Below are 19,485 nucleotides of genomic sequence, written 5' to 3' on the forward strand. Positions count from 1 at the left end.
GTATGGGTGTGAAAAAAGATTGGATTGCTCCTCTTGCTTTATTATTTGTCTCTTTTATTTGGGGAGCTACATTTGTTGTCGTTCAAAATGCTATGTCTTTCGTTGGTCCATTTACCTTTAATGGCATTCGCTTTTTATTTGCTGGAATTATTTTATTATTCGTTCAAATGATTTTCGTAAAAAAAACATCAAAACAAGATATAAAACAGAGTAGCCTCGCTGGATTAATCGTTGGATTCTTCTTATGTGTTGGCTATGTGTTACAAACATTCGGCTTACTTTATACAACTTCTTCAAAAGCTGGTTTCTTAACAGGGCTTAGTATCGTTATGGTACCCATTTTGTCTTTTATCTTTTTAAAACAAAAAGCTACCATTTTTATCGTAATGGGCATTGCTGTAGCAACAACAGGTTTATACTTATTAACGGCTGGTGATTCTTTTCAATTAAACATTGGAGATATACTCGTTCTCGGTTGTGCAGTCGCTTTCGCTGCTCATATTCTCGTTAACGGCTTCTTCTCTAAGAAAATATCACCTTTATTATTAAGCACGTCGCAAGTATTAGCTGTCGGCATGTTTTCTTCTATTTGCGCCTTTTTGTTTGAAGATTGGGAAAAATTATTTTCAATGGCACTATGGACGAATTCTTCCTTTTTATTTGCTCTATTTTTAACTTCCCTATTCGCGACATCCATTGCTTTTTTCATTCAAACATCAGCACAAAAACATACGTCTCCAACGAGAGTAGCAATCATTTTCGCAATGGAGCCCGTTTTTGCTGCCTTAACAGGCGTTCTCGTTGCAAACGAACAACTTTCTATTTCTGCTATTATCGGATGCCTATGTATTTTCCTAGGCATGGTTTTTGTTGAATTACCTTCCAAAACAAAAAAAGAAGCGCAGGCTGCATGAAGTTACGCTTGTAACTTACGCATAAAAGCCTTAGCGCTTTTTTTATCTGTAATTTCTTCTTCTTTCAATCGTTCTAATAACGCAACAAAATAACTCCCATCAAACTGTAATTGATGTTTAATTGTCGCTTCTATTGCTGCGTTCACAATTCCATCAGATGCACCAGTATATCCTTGTCCGAACATAATAAATCCTTGTGCTTCCTCTGATAATTTAAATCCTTTCGTATGTAAGAATGAAAGATAATCTTCTACTGTTTGCATGTTATTCCCACCTACTCAAAAATTCTCCATCTCCTATCATACATGTTTTTACACGCTATGAGAATGAAATTTCTTTGACAACTTTGTAAATCTATCGTCTACTGTATAGACAATAGAGGATTTCCTTGCAATATGAATGAATATGTATAGTGGAACTTATTTCATATTAAAGGGGAGACACGATGAAACAAGCATTATTAATTATCGATGCGCAGCAAGAATTAATGGATGGGAATGAACAAGAAAAAGAAGTTTTTCATAAAAAAGAGTTATTATCTACACTAAATACAGCCGTACAGAAAGCGATAGATGCAAATGCCCTTATTGTTTTCGTAAGAGATATCGATGTTGCTTCTGGCAGCGGAGAAGGATTTGAAGTACATAATAAAATTAACGTACCTCAGTCTGCAATCCTTATTAATAAAGCAGCAACAAACGCATTCTATGGCACTTCTTTACTCGAACTTTTGAAAGAAGAAAAAATTAACCATATCGTTATCGGTGGATGTAAAACAGAACATTGCATCGACACCGCTGTTAGAACAGCTACTGTACAAGGATTTGACGTTACATTAATTAAAAACGGTCATTCCACAACTGACTCTAACGTATTATCTGCTGAGCAAATCATTGGTCATCATAATAAAACTCTACACGGTCATTATAACGTTGATCATTTTTCTATGGTGAGAGATATCGAGGAAGACCTCTTTCAACCAACTCACGACCAATATCGTGATTAATAAAAAGAATCCTTCATTCAGAAGGATTCTTTTTTATCCAAAAATTTGTGCTGCAATGCTATATAACTCATTATTCCTTTTTAATAATTGATTGCTATTTTTCATCATTATTGGTGGTGTATTCACCTTTTGAAAACCAGCACTCTCTAACTCTTTCAGAAAATCGTCCTTTCCTTTTGGTACATCCATTCTTAATCTCCCATCATGCCCTCTTGCTAAAGCATGTACTATTCTCATTGCCATTGCATCATTTTTAGCAACGATCGGTCCTATTATTTTATTTTCTGGCGTTTGTATACTTATACCGTATCCTACTACATTTTCTTTTGTATCCTTTACAACGACACACTGATCACTTTGCACAATTCTTTGTTTTAAAAACTCGTTTCGACTTGTTCCAAATGCGCCTTCATCTATTTTTATTATCTCTTCTAAATCCTCCTCTTTATAACCCATCATATATTCTTCAGCTTCTGCACATTTATGATTCGCATTGTACGAGTTACATATGTATTTAGAAACATAGCTTACTGCCCTAAATCCTAGTTTTTCATATAACGGCTTTCCTTCATCCGTAGCAATAAGCATAATGGGAGTTTGAACCGATACGCTCTTAATGCATGAATTCGTTATCGCCTTTCCAATCCCTCTCCCCTTATAATCTGGATGTACAATGACCATTCCGATAGACGTTAATTTCTCCCCATATAATATTATTGCCGCGCTAGCAATTAGTTTCTCCCTCTCATTCCACACACCATATACGATACCTGAATCAAAAATAGTCTCAATTTCTTCTCTGTTATAATCCCACCCAATATAAGAAGCTAATGCTACAATATCGTCTATTTGTTCTCTCCTAAGACGCTCCACCCTAATTTCCAATTCAAGCATATTCCATCCCCTTATCTAGACATTTAAATCATTATTCCCAAATCAACTTGTACATGTTTCACTTTATCTGTCACACACATATCCTATTTTGACCAAGACTATATTGTAAATGAGGTGACAACATGCCCATTACGAATCGATTTTCTACCACCACAAACGGCGCACTCGCTATTACAGGAAATACTTTAGGCTTAAGTAAAATTAGTAATCAAAACCGTGCTGGTACAATCGGGGCAATTGGTGCATTCGCAACTACGAATACCGCTTTACAAGTACCTACTTTTCCTGCTGGTACAACGTTAAACTATACACAAAATAGTTCTACCGCTATTTTAAATATCCCTGCTGGTAGTACTATTCTTTACGCAGAACTTGTTTGGGGTGGCAACTATTTATCTCGTGATCAAAACATTACGAATGTTTTAGGAAACCCTGTTTCTTTTACAACACCTGTTTCAACATACTCAATTACGCCTTCTGCTGTTACAGCTTCTAATCAAACATTCGTTTCCGGATCCGTCACATTTGGATTCTATACACGTTCTGCAGATGTAACATCTCTCGTTCAAGCTGGAGGATCTGGCTCTTATACAACCGGCTCTGTCCCTGGACTTGTGGACCCTATAGATGCTTCTAACGGAACAATTAATTCGGCTGGATGGACACTTATCGTCGCTTATCAAAACGGAACATTGCCTGCAAGAAACTTGACGATTTATGTAGCAGGTAACCGTGTTTCCGCAGAAACTGGTAGTGCCGATGTATCTGTCTCAGGATTTTTAACACCTTCAGGGGGACCTGTAAGCGGGAGGTTATTTTTAAGTTCTACGGAAGGGGATGCTGATTTAACTGGGGATCAAGCATTATTCGGACCAAATTTCAGTTCATTAAACGCTTTATCTGGGCCAAATAATGCGATAAATAATTTCTTCGGTTCTCAAGTGAATAATGCTGCTGGAAATTTAGATACAACTGGAACATTTGGCACACGAAACCAAAGCGCTTCTACAAGTACAAATATATCTGCAGGAAGACAAGGCTGGGACATTACTTCCATTGATATTTCTCCTTATTTAACAAACTCCCAAGTGTCCGCCGCAATCCGTTTAACAACTAACGGAGATGCATATATGTTAAATACAGTCGGCTTACAAATTAATATAAACTCACCAAATATACAAGCAACGAAAAGCGTAAATAAAAGTGTTGCAGCAATTGGAGATATTCTAACTTATACAGTTACTATCCCTAACACCGGGCTCCTTCCCGCCAATAATGCTATTTTTATAGATAGTCTCCCTAGCGGTACTTCTTTTATACCCGGCAGTGTAACAGTAGATAACGTACCACAAACAAATGCAAATCCTACCGCCGGTATATCTCTTGGAACGATTAATAATAGTGCTTCTCGTACAGTAACTTTCCAAGCAACTGTCGTTTCTCTCCCAAATCAAAATCCCATCTCTAACACTGCTAATATTACATTTCAATATACACCGATCGCCGGAGGAACAACTTTTAATGGTCTTGCAACAAGTAACTCTGCAGGAACACAAATTAACCTCGCAGATATTAATGGCACAAAATCAGTTAACAAAATATTTACCGATATTGGCGAAACGTTAACTTACAGTATTGCCTTAGCTAATATAGGAAATATCGCTGCAACGAACGTTATATATACGGATCCGATTCCTAGCGGGACTACTTTCATTCCGGGAAGTGTAACTGTTAACGGAGTTACTCAAGCTGGAGCAAATCCCGCTAATGGTATATCCATTGGATCCATTGCTGCTAATTCTACGACTACTGTTTCATTTCAAGTATTCGTTCCTTCTATTCCCCAAACAAATCCAATATTAAATAGTGGCACAACAACATATCAATACATTCCTGTACCAAATCAACCAGCAGTAAGTGGGACTGATACGACCAATATCGTATCTACTCAAGTGAATAATGCTACTGTAACTATGACGAAAGCAGTAGATAAAAATTTTGCAGATATTGGTGATACATTAACTTACACCGTTTCCTTTACAGGTACAGGTAATACGACTGCGAATAACGTTATTTTTACAGATGTCATTCCCACTGGCACAACTTTTGTTCTAAACAGTTTAACAATAGATGGCACGACACAAGTGGGCGCAAATCCCACTAACGGTGTGAACATTGGATTGATCACAACTGGCTCAACAAAAAATGTTTCGTTTCAAGTAGTAGTAAACACAATACCCGCGTCAAATGTCGTATCTAATGGATCGAGCGCTTCTTATCAATATACCGTCAATCCAAGCCAATCACCCGTTACAAAAAACATTTCTTCTAATCTCGTTTCCACTCAAATTAACAATGCGAATATAACATTAACAAAATCAACAAACAAACAATTTGCTACAATTGGCGAAACGATAAGTTATACAATCCTCATTACAAACAGTGGAAATACAGCCGCAACTAACGTGCAACTAACAGATCCACTTCCAAATGGAACGATATTGACTCCTGGTACTGTAACACTAAATGGAGTTTTGCAAAATGTAAATTCTCTCGTCGCTTTACCTATCGGAACAATTCCTGGCGGAGCTACTTTTACTCTTTCTTTCCAAGTAACAGTCATTAATATTACCGCCCAAAATCCTATCATTAATAATGCTTTCGCTTCTTATCTATATACTGTTAATCCAAGTCTGCCACCAACTTCAAAAACAGCAAATTCTAATTCTGTTACATCGACAATTAGACTAGCAAACCTTCAAGCTACAAAGTCTGTAGATAAAACATTTGCGGAAGTTGGAGATGTATTAACTTATACCTTTGCTCTTACAAACGATGGAAATGTTGCGGCGAACAATGTAGTACTATCCGATTCAATTGCGAATGGTACTGCCTTTGTACCAAACAGTGTTACAATTAACAATGTTGCTCAGCCAGGTGTTACACCAGCTAGCATCAATATTGGTAGCATCAATGCAAATACTACAATTACAGCTTCATTCCAAGTATTAATAACTAGCATCCCAAATCCAAATCCTATTTCAAATAGCGCTTCTATTTCCTATAACTTTATCGTGGATCCAAACGCTTCACCTGTAAGTAAGAACACTACTTCAACCACTACATTTACTCAAGTAAACGATGCAAATGTCATTTCAGCAAAAACAGTGGATCGGACGTTTGCTACTGTTGGGGATGTATTAACTTATACTATTCTTTTAACGAATGCAGGAAGTGTTACTGCTGATAGCCCTACTTTTGTAGATACAAATCCAGACGGTACTACCTTTATTCCAAACACTTTCCTTATTAATGGTGTACTCCAAAATAACGCTGATCCAAACGTCGGTGTTCCGTTACCTTCCATTCCTGCTAACGGTGAAATTACTGTTTCTTATCAAGTAACCGTCACTGCTTTACCTACACAAAATCCAACAACAAATTCATCTAGTACACAGTATAGCTTTATTCTAAATCCAGGCGATCCACCAACTATAGAAACCTCTTTAAGTAACACTGTAAGCACACAAATTAATTTAGCAAATGTAGTTATTGTCAAACAGGTAGATTTAACTATTGCTGATGTTGGGCAACCAATCACATATACAATTGCTTTAGCTAACCCTGGGAATACTCCAGCGAATAATGTAGTCGTTACCGACATACTCCCTCCTGGTACGACTCTTGTACCAAATAGTATTTTTATAGGCGGTGCTTTACAGCTAGGTGCTGATCAAAGTGCTGGTCTTCAAGTTGGGACAATTCCCGCAGGTGGAATTACAACCATTGTTTTTCAAATTAGTGCAAATAGTTTACCTTCACCAAATCCAGTTCAAAATAGTGCTGCACTACAATATAGCTTTATCGCAGATCCAAATTTACCTGCTGTTGTTAGAAATGCTACTAGCAATATAGTAACAACACAAATTAATACCGCTAATATTGTTGCTACGAAAATTACAAGCACAAATTTCGCTGATGTTGGCGATGTCATAACGTATGCTACAATTTTAACGAATAACGGCAATATCCCTGCCTCTAATGTAACGTTTACAGATATCATTCCAGCTGGTACCATCTTCCTTCCTAATACTGTAACGATTAACGGCGTCCCTATAGCAAATGCAAATCCTGCTAACGGCATTTTGATCGGTACGATTGGGGCAAATTCATCACGTACCGTTTCATTCCAAGTTTTTGTACCAACTATTCCTGCTGTAAATCCAATTACGAATCAATCAGGCACTACATTCCAATACACGTACGATCCATCCAAACCAGCCATCATGCAGATGGTGGCCTCTAACACTGTACAGACAACTATTAATAACGCTACGATTACCGCTACAAAATCTGCGGATAAACAGTTTGCGAACGTAAATGATATTATTACGTATACGACTACTTTAACGAATATTGGGAACACACTTGCATCAAGTATAGTATTTACAGATGCCATTCCAAGCGGGACATCTTTTATTCCAAATAGTGTAACAGTAAATGGTACTACGCTCTCTAATGCAAATCCAGCAAATGGCATAGCAATTGATCCGATAAATCCTAATGCAAATACAACCATCTCGTTCCAAGTGCAAGTAAATTCCATTCCGAATCCGAACCCTATCCCGAACCAAAGTAACACAACGTACCAATATTTCTTAAATCCTAACTTACCTCCAACATCCTCCAATGCGTTAAGTAACGTAATAACAACTCAAATTAATAACGCTACAATCATCGCTACGAAATCAGTAAACACACCGACTGCTGCAATTGGAGATATCGTTACCTATACGATTGCAGTTACGAACACAGGAAATATTCCCGCTAGTGCAACTGTTTTAACGGATGGACTTGGCGCAGGGGCTTCATTTATCCAGAATTCTGTAACTATTAATAATGTTCCACAGCCAGGATTAGATCCATCACTTGGTATTCACTTAGCAGATATTCCTCCCGGAGATACTATATTCATTACTTTTCAAGCACAAATTTTAGCGATACCACCTAGTGGCACATTAACAAATAATGCTCTTGTAAATTATGAATATAACGTGAATCCAAACCAATCACCAGCTGTTGGTAGTACCATTACGAATACGACGGTTACTCCAATTATTGATGCTACTCTATCTATAAATAAAACTGTCAATTCAACATTCGCTACTATTGGAGATACACTCACTTTCACTTCTACCATTATTAATTCCGGGAACACTACCGCAAACAATGTTATTTTTACAGATTTACTGCCAGATGGTACGACGTTTATCCCAAATAGTTTTACAGTAAATGGAACGACTATTCCTAATGCTAATCCACAAAACGGTACCAATATCGGTAACATAAATTCAAATGCATCAGTTATACTCAGCTTTCAAGTAAACATTACAACGATCCCAAATCCGAATCCAATTCCTAACAGATCATCGCTTCAATATAGCTTTATTGTTGATATAAATGAACCGCCTGTTTCACGAACAGTTCAATCCAATAAAACTTTTACACAAGTAAATACTGCCTCCGTAATCGCAACAAAAACTGCAAGCAGTGCATTTGCTGCTGTTGGAGATACAATTACGTATACAACTACCCTCACTAATAGCGGAAATACTACCGCAAACACACCTGTTTTTATCGATATATTACCACCTGAACTTTCATTCGTTCCTGATAGCTTACAAATTAATACCATCCCACAACTTGGATTTAGACCAGATAGTGGGGTTTCTTTAGACCCCATTCCAGTTGGAGGAACATCAACAATTAGCTTTCAAGCTACCATTGGCTCAATACCAGCTACAAATCCTACGTTGAATCAATCCAGTACGACGTATTCTATCATTGTGGATCCTACCCAGCCGCCAGTGACAGAAACAGCTACAAGTAATCCAACTTTAGTGCAAATTAACGAAGCAATTATTCAAGCAACAAAAAGTGTCGATCGTCTATTTTCTGACATCGCACCCGGAAATTCATTTTTAACTTATACAGTTTTATTAGAAAATATAGGAAACACAACTGCTACTAATATCACTTTTACAGATCCGATTCCAAATAATACAGTATTTATAGAAGATAGCGTTCGAGTAGGTGGGGTTTTATTACCTGGAGTAAATCCGGCGAATGGGATACCAATTGGGGATATTATTGCAGGAGATTTTATAAACGTCACCTTCCGTGTGCAAGTAGTTAGCATCCCAAATCCTATTTTTACAATCGGACCTGGGGGACCAAACTCACCCGTTGTAAACGGAGCTTCTATTAATTATCAATTTATGACAGGACCTAATTTACCACTCGTTTCACGAAGTACAACATCTAATCCGGTTTCAACACAAATAAATTCCGGAGAAATTTTGGCAATTAAATCTGCAGATAAAACTTTTGCAAAGATCGGGGATACACTTTCCTATACAATTTCATTAAGCAACCCTGGAAATGTCACTTCACAAAATATACTTTTCACGGATATTTTACCTGATGGAACGACATTTATATCTGGTACTCTTGTAAATGATTCTGGTGCTCAGCAAATTGGAAACCCCGCTAACGGAATTCAAGTTGGAAATATAAATCCTGGCAGTACGATTGCTATTACGATAAACGTACTTGTAACAAACATTCCAAGTATAAATCCAATTTCAAATTTTAGTTCTGTACAGTATTCACATGTGATCGATCCTAGCCAACCTGCCGTATCACAAACGAATATATCTAATACTGTTTCGACAACTATTAATAGTGCTATATTAACTACTACAAAAAGTGCTGATAAATCCATTCTTTCTGTCGGAGATACGATTACGTATACAACTACTATTACAAATACAGGAAATACTGCAGCAACGAATATTACTTTCACAAGCGCTATTCCAGCCAACACTACATTTATACCAAATTCGGTCACAATCAATGGTATGCAGCAACTTGGTGCACGGCCAGCACTTGGAGTCAATATACCCAATATCGCTCCTAGCGAAACAGTAACCGTTACTTTCCAAGTAACTGTTATTTCTATTCCCCCTTCAAGTTCAATTATGGATAACGATACAATTTTATACTCTTATACCGTTGATCCAAGCGCAGCTCCTGTTACTACTTCTACTTCAACGAACAGCGTTACAAACCCTGTACTAGATGCTATGATAACGATGATTAAATCAGTTGATCAAACACTTGTAACACTAGGTGATACTATTACCTATACGACACTTTTAACGAATAGTGGGAATACAAATGCTACGAATATTACGTTCACTGACCTTATTCCAGACGGTACAACGTTCGTTTCGGATAGTGTCACAATAAATGGCATCACACAAATTGGTCTTAATCCTAATACAGGTATTACAATTGGATCAATTGCTCCTAACAGCTCAATAGCAATAGCATTTCAAGTTACCGCTACTTCTACTCCTGTTCAAAATCCTATTGCCAATTCGGCTAGTGCTTCTTACACCTTTATCACTGACCCTAATGCCCCTATTGTTTCAAGGAATGTTACTTCAAACACAGTGTTCACTACAATTAACACAGCTATCATTCTTTCATTAAAACAAGTCGATAAATCCTTTAGTCGTATTGGAGACACACTCACCTATACTATTACTTTAACAAACAATGGAAACTCATCTGCACAAAATGTTATTTTCTCAGATACAATGCCGAGCGGAACTACATTTATTGCAAACTCATTTTCTATTAACGGGGTTTCTCAAAGTGGTGCGGACCCATCGAACGGTGTAAATATTGGGCCTATAACAGCTGGGAATACAGTAAATGTTTCATTCCAAGTAACCGTGGACTCATTACCAACTGAAAATACAATTGTAAACTTCTCATCGACATCGTACCAATTAGTCTCACCGCCTGATGCAGAAACTTCAATTAGCAATCCTGTTTCAACTCAAATTAACGAAGCTATATTATCCATGACGAAAAACGAAAGTGTATCCTTTATAGACGTCGGGCAAACTGCTTTTTACACTACTTCTATTTCGAATATAGGAAATACAGATGCAGCCAACATTGTATTCACAGATGTATTACCGAGCGGACTCACATTTGTTCCTAACACATTAACTGTTGATGGTGTTTTACAACCTGACGCGAATCCAAATACAGGTGTATTACTTGCAACACTTCCACCAAATGAAATATATAGTATCGTATTTCAAGTTACGGTTAACAGCATCCCACCTATTAACCCTGCACCAAATATAGCATCAACGACGTATGAGTTTACTGTTGATCCAGGGAATCCGCCAATATCGAGTGCAGCTACCTCCAACACGACACTTCTTCAAATAAACAACGCAAATATTATTAGCACAAAAACAGCAGCTCTTACTTTTGCGGATGTTGGTAATACAATAACATTTACACTTAACCTTCCTAATACCGGGAATGTGGCTGCAACTGATGTTACCGTTATCGATATACTTGATAGCAATTTAAGTTTCGTTCCAAACAGTTTCACAGTTAATGGGCAAACCATTCCAAACGCTGATTTATCTACTGGTGTAAATATCGGTTCCATTAATGGTGGAAACACATCAATCGTCACATTCCAAGCCATCGTTTCAACCCTCCCAATCAACAATCCTATTTCTAATTCGGCTCTTACCACTTACCGTTATATTGTTGATCCAGATCAGCCGTTCATTTCAACTTCTAATCAATCTAATACAACGACAACACAAGTTAATAGCGCTATCCTTACTGCACAAAAAAATTCAAATGTGGAAGCAGTAGATATTGGGCAAGATATTGTCTACTCAGTTACGATTACAAATAGCGGAAATGTTAGTGCGACGAATGTTATTTTTACCGACCTAATTCCAGACGGAACTTCCTTTGAACCGAATAGTTTTACACTTAACGGAACTACCATCCCAAATGCAGACCTAATTACAGGCGTTCCAATTGGTGATATTGGGCCAAACGAATCTGTCATTGTAACATTTCATATTAGTGCCGATGAAATTCCGCCTATAAATCCAATTACCAATCAAGCTAGTGTTAGTTTCCAACACATCGTCAATCCAGCTAATCCTCCTGTTTCAAAAAACATTACTTCAAATAGTGTTACAACAACAATTGAAAGTGCTATTTTAACTACTACTAAAATCGGAGATAAAGCTTTTGCAACGATTGGTGATACAATTACGTATACAACTACGATTACGAATACAGGAAATATTCCTGCTAATAACGTTATTTTCTCAGACCCGATTCCATCGTGGACACAATTTGTTGCAGGATCAGTTATTGTTGATGGCACACCATTAGCATCTGCTTCTATCATTGACGGTATTGGCATAAATACAATCATTCCAAATCAAACTGTAACAATCATGTTCCAAGTTCAAATCACAAGCAACCCAACAACGTTCACACCTGAACTCCAAAACTTAGGATTTGTGAACTTCCAATATAACGTAGGAAATGCATTACAGGCCCAGCCTGGCAATGTGGAAACGAACGTCTTCGTTACTTCTATTAATTCAGCGATACTTTCAGCTGTAAAAACTGCTAATACAGCCTTTGCAAATATCGGAGACACGATCACTTATACGGTCCTTATTCAAAACAGCGGCAATACAAACGCTACGAATCTAAATTTCTCAGATCTTATTCCAGCTGGAACGACCTTTGTTGAAAATAGTTTTTCTGTAAATGGAAGTATCATTCCAGGGGCAAATCCAAATAACGGGGTTAATATCGGAACCGTGAATGCTGGTAGTTCCTCAGCCGTTACGTTCCAAGTCATAGTTACATCTACTCCACCTTCGAACCCAATTACAAACGTTGCAGCTATTCAATACGAATTTATAGTTAACCCGACCTCTCCTCCTGTTACAGGCACAATAACTTCTAATAGTGCTTCCACACAAATTAATAACGCGACTGTTACAACTGTTTTAGAAGCAAATCGTACAATCGTATCTATTGGAGATATCATTACGTATACAGCAACATTAACGAATACTGGAAACTTCCCTGCAAATTCTGTATTACTCATTAATGGAGTTCCTGAAGGGGCATTATTTGTTCCAAATAGTGTCACGCTTAACGGGATTTCACTTCCAGATGCAAGTCCAACTCTCGGTATTCCAGTTGGTATTATCGCACCAGGTGATTCTGCTACTATTACGTTCCAATTTCTTGCAAGTTCTATTCCACCGCAAGGAGCGATTATAAATCAAGCACTTACAAGTTACACGTATATTGTCGACCCAAGTCAACCTCCAGTTACAGCAACATCTTCATCTAATACGGTAAATACAGCTGTCGTTGATGCATCGCTATCTGTAATTAAAAATACAGATTCTCTCGTACAATCTACTGACGGTACAATCACTTACACTGTAGTCGTTCAAAATAACGGAAATACAACTGCAAATACAGTTACTTTAACAGATTTGGTCCCAGAAGGAACTGCATTTATTCCGAATAGCGTAACCATAAATGGCGTTTCAGCCCCAGGTGCTGATCCAAACGTAGGCATTTCCTTAAACGCCATTGCACCTTCAGAAATCGTCACCGTCACATTCCAAGTTATCGTTCAATCCATTCCAAGCGTGAATCCAATTTCTAATATAGCCCGTATTGACTATACTTTTATCGCCGATCCAACTGCTCCTATCATCTCTCGAACCATTACGTCTAATCCAGCTTTCACACAAATTTCGGATGCGAATGTTCTTTCTTTAAAAGCTGTCAATGCACAACAAGCAACAACCGGTGACATTTTGACCTATACGATAACGCTAGAAAATACCGGAAATATTCCAGCTACTAATCTCATATTTTCAGATACGCTTCCAGAAGGGACTACATTCATAGAAAATAGTTTTACACTTAACGGAGCAGCTATACTTGGTGCAAATCCAAATGCAGGCGTTACTTTGCCTAACCTAGTAGCAAACGCTACTCACCTTATTTCGTTCCAAATTCTTATTAACGATTCATTCTCGCAACAATCGATTACAAATCAATCTAATACAACATATACAATTCAACCAGACCCAGGGCAACCGCCTATTACTGAAACATCTACAAGTAATATTGTCATTACAAATTTCGTGCAAGCACAATTGACAGTTACAAAAACGTCCAATCCAATCACTGTAGATATTGGCGGAACTATACTTTATATTTCTGAAGTGAAAAATACCGGAAATGTTGACGCAATAAATATTACTTTTACAGATGCTATTCCAGCTGGGACTACATTCGTTCCAGACAGTGTCACAATTAACGGTGTACTTCAGCCTGATGCAAATCCTGAAAACGGAATACCAATTGGAACGATTCCACCAAACAGTTCCAAAACGATACTATTTCAAGTACAAACAAATAATCCACCTACTGAAACCGAAATTGTAAATCAATCATCTGTAAATTACCAATATGTAAGTATTCCTACAGCTCCACCAGTGAATCGCTCTGCAAATTCTAATATTGTTACAACATCACTTCAAAATGCAAATATTATTTCTGTTAAACAGGCGGATGTTACTTTCGTATCCATCGGGCAAAATATTACCTACACAAATACACTACAAAATATAGGAACTGTTCCAGCTAACAATACGTTGTTCATTGACAACATTCCAGAAGGTACTATATTCATTGAAGATAGCTTATCAATAAATAATGTTATTCAGCCTGGTGTGAACCCTGAAAATGGAGTAACCCTCGGCACGATACAACCAAATGAAACAGTCACTATTTCATTCCAAGTACAACTTACAAATATACCAGAGGGCAACACAGTCATTAACATTTCAGACACTTCGTATGAATACCAAATTGACCCTAGTTCTCCGATTATTCAGCGTAGATCATTATCAAATGCAGTAAATACTGAAGTGCGGACGGCAAATGTGAGTGCAATTAAATCCGCTAACAGATCTATTACACGCACAGGTCAAATCATCACATATACAGTCGCAGTTACAAACGCTGGTACAGTACCTATTACAAATACTCTCCTAATTGACGCAATTGCTGCTGGCACTACATTCGTTCCAAATAGCATCCTTGTAGACGGCATACCAAGACCTAACGAAAATCCGATTACCGGTATCAATCTTGGTATTATTCTTCCAAATAATACGATTATTGTTACGTTCCAAGTAAATGTAGTCTCTGCACCTTCTCAAAATAACATTAATAATATCGCCGTCATCCACTATGAGTATCAGCCAGACCCAAGCTTGCCACCAATTTCAGAAACGACATCTTCCAATACTACAAATATACAATTTATTGATGTGATTCTTATCGCTACAAAATCCGCTAATACAGTATTAGCTAATATTGATGAAACCATTGAATATACAGTACTCATTCAAAATAACGGATCCACTACAACTAACTCCATCTTTTTTACAGATACTATAGAGGATGGAACAGTATTTATTCCGGGAAGTGTAACAGTTAACAACACTGCACTTCCTGCAGCAGATCCAAATATCGGCTTTTTCACCCCTAATATTACGCCAGATCAAGTGACTACAATAACGTTCCAAGTTTCCGTTACGAATTTACCTGCTGTAAACCCAACACCTAATACTGCAAACATCGTCTACGATTTTATTTTCAACCCTGACTTTGCACCTATTCAAAAATCTACTACTTCCAATACTACTTTCGTCCAAATTAATGACGCTGATATCGTTTCACTGAAAACAGTTGATTTGACCTCTGTAGCAATTGGTGACATTTTAACTTATACAATAACTTTAACGAATACAGGAAATACGGATGCTACTTCTGTTGTATTTACAGACAATATCCCTGATGGAACAACCTTTATAGACGGTAGTGTTTTAGTAAATAATATCCCTCAGCTTAACGCGGATCCAAGTACTGGTATACTTGTAGGAACGATTGCTCCTAACGCTTCTATCCTAGTCACGTTTTCCGTTACCGTGGTATCTCTTCCAGCTAGCAGCCGTATCCAAAACCAATCCACTTCTCGTTATACCATTAATGGTGAAGAACAAGTATCGACTAGTAATATTACCTTCACTGAAGTTATTTCTGCTAATGTAATCGCAACAAAAACAACACCTATCCAATATGCTGACCTACAAACGATTATCCCTTACACCATTTCCATCACAAACAATGGAAATATACAAGTAGAAAACATTATCGTTACAGATATCATCCCAGCAAATACGAGCTTTATAGAGAATAGTGTTATTGTGAATGGCACCGCTCGTCCAAATGACAATCCACTTAACGGGATACAACTTGATAACATTCCGCCTAATACGACAGCAACTATTCTATTCCAAGTACGGGTTACTTCAATTCCGCAAACAAATCCAATCTCTAACACGAGTACAATTGAATACCAATACACGTTACCAGATCGACCACCTATTACCGAAACTATTATTTCATCAGCTGCCGTAACAACAATTAATCATGCGACTTTGAATAGTAGTAAAACTGTTGACCTTGCATTTGCAACAGTCGGTGACACGTTAACGTATACGATTACACTCAATCAAACTGGTAATGTTGCAGCAAATAATGTAACCATTCAAGATATGATTCCTCAAGGTACTACATTTATAGAAAATAGCGTCATTGTAAACGGAGAAGCCCTTCCGGGAGTTAATCCAGTAAGTGGTATACCAATTGATACTATAACTGTCGGCGGAAACGCTGTCGCTTCATTCCAAGTAACCGTGACTTCGATCCCAACACCAAATGAATTGACGAACCAAGCCATTACTACTTTTAACTATATAGTCAATCCAAATAACGTACCTGTTACGAATACAACTACAACAAATACCGTCACAACGATTGTCCAAAATGATAATGTCTTTGCTATTAAGTCTGTTGATGTAACGAATGCCTTACCTGGTCAAACTGTAATGTATACAATCACAATTACGAATAGCGGTAATGTAACGATTGAAGATCTTCTTGTCATAGACACGGCACCAGTAGATACAACCTTCGTTACGGGCAGCGTTACGATTAACGGAATCAATCAGCCTAATGCAAACCCTGAAAATGGTATTACATTAGGAAACCTTGCTCCTAATGAGTCTACTATCATTACTTTCCAAGTAACAATATCTCCTTCGACTCTTCAATCTGCAATTAATAACGATGCTTCTGTTTCCTATACTGTTACCATTGATCCGAATGAACCGCCTATTACAATTACAAAGCAAACAAATGTCGTTACAACAACAGTAGTTGATCCTATGGTTCGTATTAACAAAACAGCCGACACATCTATTGCCGTTATAGGTGATATGATTACATTCACATTAGAGGTATTGAACCATTCCCCGATTCCTACGATAAGTACTTCTATTTTAGATACCATTCCAACTGGTACAACATTTATAGAAAACAGCGTAACCATTAACGGCACTCCTGTTCTAAATGTCCGTCCAGACACTGGTATGAATATCGGTGCTTTACCAGCTGGCTCCGTAGCAAAGATAGCATTTAAAGTTCTCGTCACGTCTATCCCTTCAAACAGCACAATTATCAATTCTGCTTCCGTCACAGCCGCCTTCCAATTGACACCACAGGACCCAATTATTACTTTCATTGACAATTCAAATATCGTTCGTATACCAGTTCAATTTATAACTGCAACAGTAGTGAAAGATGCTTCCGTCAGCTCAGCTTATTTAAACCAATATTTTGATTATACGGTGCGTATTACAAATACTTCTGATATTTCACTTTCAAATGTTTCATTACAAGATACCATTCCACTAGGTTTACAATTTATGAACGGCACTGTCTTTATTAACAGCGAACGCTCTCCACTAGCGAATCCGAATATCGGTTTCCTAGTCGCTACTAATTTGGAACCAAACGAAACAATTATTGTATTATTCACAGTACAAGTGATAAGTCCACCTGTTAATAATGAATTCAAAAACACGGCGAATATTTCGTTACAACTTCAAGTCTCGCCTACCGATCCACCAATTACAGTAACCGTTACAAGCAACGAAAATATCGTCACCTTTATTTCAGAAAATCCAAATGAAACACTTCCAAATTTAAACTGCTTCTTTGACGGGGAACGTTTTATACGCATTACTCCTCGAAATATACGAAATTACTTTTGGACTTGGATTTGGTGGAAATAATAAAAAAGAAAAAGCTTGTAGTTTGGATAGTATCCAAACTACAAGCTTTTTTCATAGGCCAAATTATCTTACTCAATTACTAGCAACTCTGTATGCTACATGTCGTTTCTCAATTCTTTCTTCAATTTCTTTCATATTTTCTTTATTATTTAATAGTGATTGTTTATTTTCAATTAATAATTGTTTAAAAGATTTTCTCACTTTTTTTCTCATTTTCATTTTCCTCCTTGGGGGATGGTTTATATAAAGTGAAACTTTAATCAGTGGGGGGTTCTTCATCCCCACTGATTATCAGCCCTCACCAATCGGACTTTTATGGGCAGTTGATCCCACCTAAATTCTTTGCTTTCGCTGAATTTTGAGGTGGGGGTCTTACTGCCCATTAAAGCGGGATAAAAGATAAAGAATTATCTGGTTGTTCTTATAATAATTGATTGTTGTGAATTCTATTTGAACTTCATATGAAAATTCCGTTTATTTTCTGACAACTTTGTGAACATACAAAAAAAGAAAGACCGATTCATTTTACTTGTAATCGGTCTTCCTAGTATTTATAGCATATTGATTAATATTTCAGGTCTTCCCCAATTCATTTCTTCACAAACGAATCTAAGTTTTTCTTCATCCATTGTGTGTAATCCTTCTTCTAGTGAACATGAAATTGGAACTTCACAGTGAATTTGTGCTAATTGTAATGAAATATTTAAGTTCTCTAAATCACTTTCAATCTTTGTACGCTGTGCTTTCGTTAATGATGATACATTTTCTAGTACAGTTGCTACTGTTCCGTGCTCTTGAATCAGTTTATACGCTGTTTTTTCCCCGATACCTTTTACACCTGGGTAATTATCGCTCGTATCTCCCATGAATGCTTTCGCATGCACGATTTGCCAAGGTTTCACACCTTTTTCTTCCATGATCTTCTTTGGTGTATAATATTCGTAATTTCCGATACCTTTGCGCAAGAGCATAACTGTAACGTTCTTATCAACAAGCTGAAGTAAATCCGTATCACCTGTTAAAATATATACTTCTGCTTCATTGCAGTATTGTTTTGCAAGCGTACCGATACAATCATCCGCTTCATACCCTTTCATACCGATAACTGGAATAGACAATTTCGCAGTCATTTCTTGTACTAAATCAAATTGCGGAATTAATTCTTCAGGCGGCGCTGCACGATTCGCTTTATAATTTGAGAACGATTCTGTTCTAAATGTCGTACTTCCCATATCCCAGCATGTTACGATATGTGTCGGTTCAATTGCTTGCATAGCTGTTAATAAATGTTTCATATAACCATGAATCCCGTTTGTAGGGGTACCATCTTGTCGTTTCATAAATTGTCCGTAGACACTTGTTGCGTAAAAAGCACGAAATAATAGTGCCATACCATCAACTAATAATACTTTTTTCATAATCCCTCTCCTACTACAAAAAATAATAACCCCACGTCATCACGTAAGGTTATATAAATAGATTACCATTCTACGTTTTTTCAACTTTGTCTATTATA

Annotated in this window: 7 protein-coding genes; 3 read left to right on the forward strand and 4 right to left on the reverse strand. The window is 37.3% G+C overall.

Annotated features, from left to right (window positions below; all coding sequences use genetic code 11):
- Window positions 1-8 precede the first annotated feature (8 nt).
- Complete coding sequence (locus AABL52_RS18930; RefSeq protein WP_341518194.1) at window positions 9-914, forward strand: DMT family transporter; 906 nt, start codon at window positions 9-11, stop codon at window positions 912-914.
- Window positions 915-916: 2 nt separating this feature from the next.
- Here AABL52_RS18930 and AABL52_RS18935 read toward each other — a convergent pair whose 3' ends face one another.
- Entirely contained in the window at window positions 917-1,177 is a 261-nt protein-coding gene (locus AABL52_RS18935; RefSeq protein WP_001195212.1) for a DUF6123 family protein, read from the reverse strand.
- Window positions 1,178-1,359: 182 nt separating this feature from the next.
- Between AABL52_RS18935 and AABL52_RS18940 the strand changes: the two genes are divergently transcribed.
- Window positions 1,360-1,920, forward strand: coding sequence for a cysteine hydrolase family protein (locus AABL52_RS18940; protein WP_341518195.1), 561 nt, complete (start codon window positions 1,360-1,362; stop codon window positions 1,918-1,920).
- A 33-nt stretch (window positions 1,921-1,953) separates the two neighbouring features.
- On the opposite strand, the gene AABL52_RS18945 is transcribed toward AABL52_RS18940, so the two are convergent.
- Window positions 1,954-2,814, reverse strand: coding sequence for a GNAT family N-acetyltransferase (locus tag AABL52_RS18945; RefSeq protein WP_341518196.1), 861 nt, complete (start codon window positions 2,812-2,814; stop codon window positions 1,954-1,956).
- Between the two features lie 122 nt (window positions 2,815-2,936).
- Here AABL52_RS18945 and AABL52_RS18950 point away from each other — a divergent pair, with 122 nt between their 5' ends.
- A complete protein-coding gene (locus AABL52_RS18950; protein ID WP_341518197.1) occupies window positions 2,937-17,969 on the forward strand; it encodes a DUF7507 domain-containing protein in 15,033 nt (5,010 codons plus the stop codon).
- Window positions 17,970-18,041: 72 nt separating this feature from the next.
- Here the strand turns inward: AABL52_RS18950 and AABL52_RS18955 are convergent, their stop codons facing one another.
- Together AABL52_RS18955 and AABL52_RS18960 are read right to left on the reverse strand one after the other, a co-directional pair.
- On the reverse strand, window positions 18,042-18,182 hold the full coding sequence (locus AABL52_RS18955) for an FbpB family small basic protein (RefSeq protein ID WP_001228045.1): 141 nt from the start codon (window positions 18,180-18,182) through the stop codon (window positions 18,042-18,044).
- A gap of 338 nt (window positions 18,183-18,520) precedes the next feature.
- Complete coding sequence (locus AABL52_RS18960; RefSeq protein WP_341518198.1) at window positions 18,521-19,387, reverse strand: 5'-3' exonuclease; 867 nt, start codon at window positions 19,385-19,387, stop codon at window positions 18,521-18,523.
- Window positions 19,388-19,485: the final 98 nt, after the last annotated feature.

The sequence above is a fragment of the Bacillus paramobilis genome (assembly GCF_038096195.1).
Taxonomy (GTDB): domain Bacteria; phylum Bacillota; class Bacilli; order Bacillales; family Bacillaceae_G; genus Bacillus_A; species Bacillus_A mobilis.

Coding starts and splice junctions, on each gene's coding strand:
- AABL52_RS18935 (WP_001195212.1), bottom strand. CDS start 1,177: ATGCAAACAGTAGAAGATTATCTTTCATTCTTACATACGAAAGGATTT.
- AABL52_RS18940 (WP_341518195.1), top strand. CDS start 1,360: ATGAAACAAGCATTATTAATTATCGATGCGCAGCAAGAATTAATGGAT.
- AABL52_RS18945 (WP_341518196.1), bottom strand. CDS start 2,814: ATGCTTGAATTGGAAATTAGGGTGGAGCGTCTTAGGAGAGAACAAATA.
- AABL52_RS18950 (WP_341518197.1), top strand. CDS start 2,937: ATGCCCATTACGAATCGATTTTCTACCACCACAAACGGCGCACTCGCT.
- AABL52_RS18955 (WP_001228045.1), bottom strand. CDS start 18,182: ATGAGAAAAAAAGTGAGAAAATCTTTTAAACAATTATTAATTGAAAAT.
- AABL52_RS18960 (WP_341518198.1), bottom strand. CDS start 19,387: ATGAAAAAAGTATTATTAGTTGATGGTATGGCACTATTATTTCGTGCT.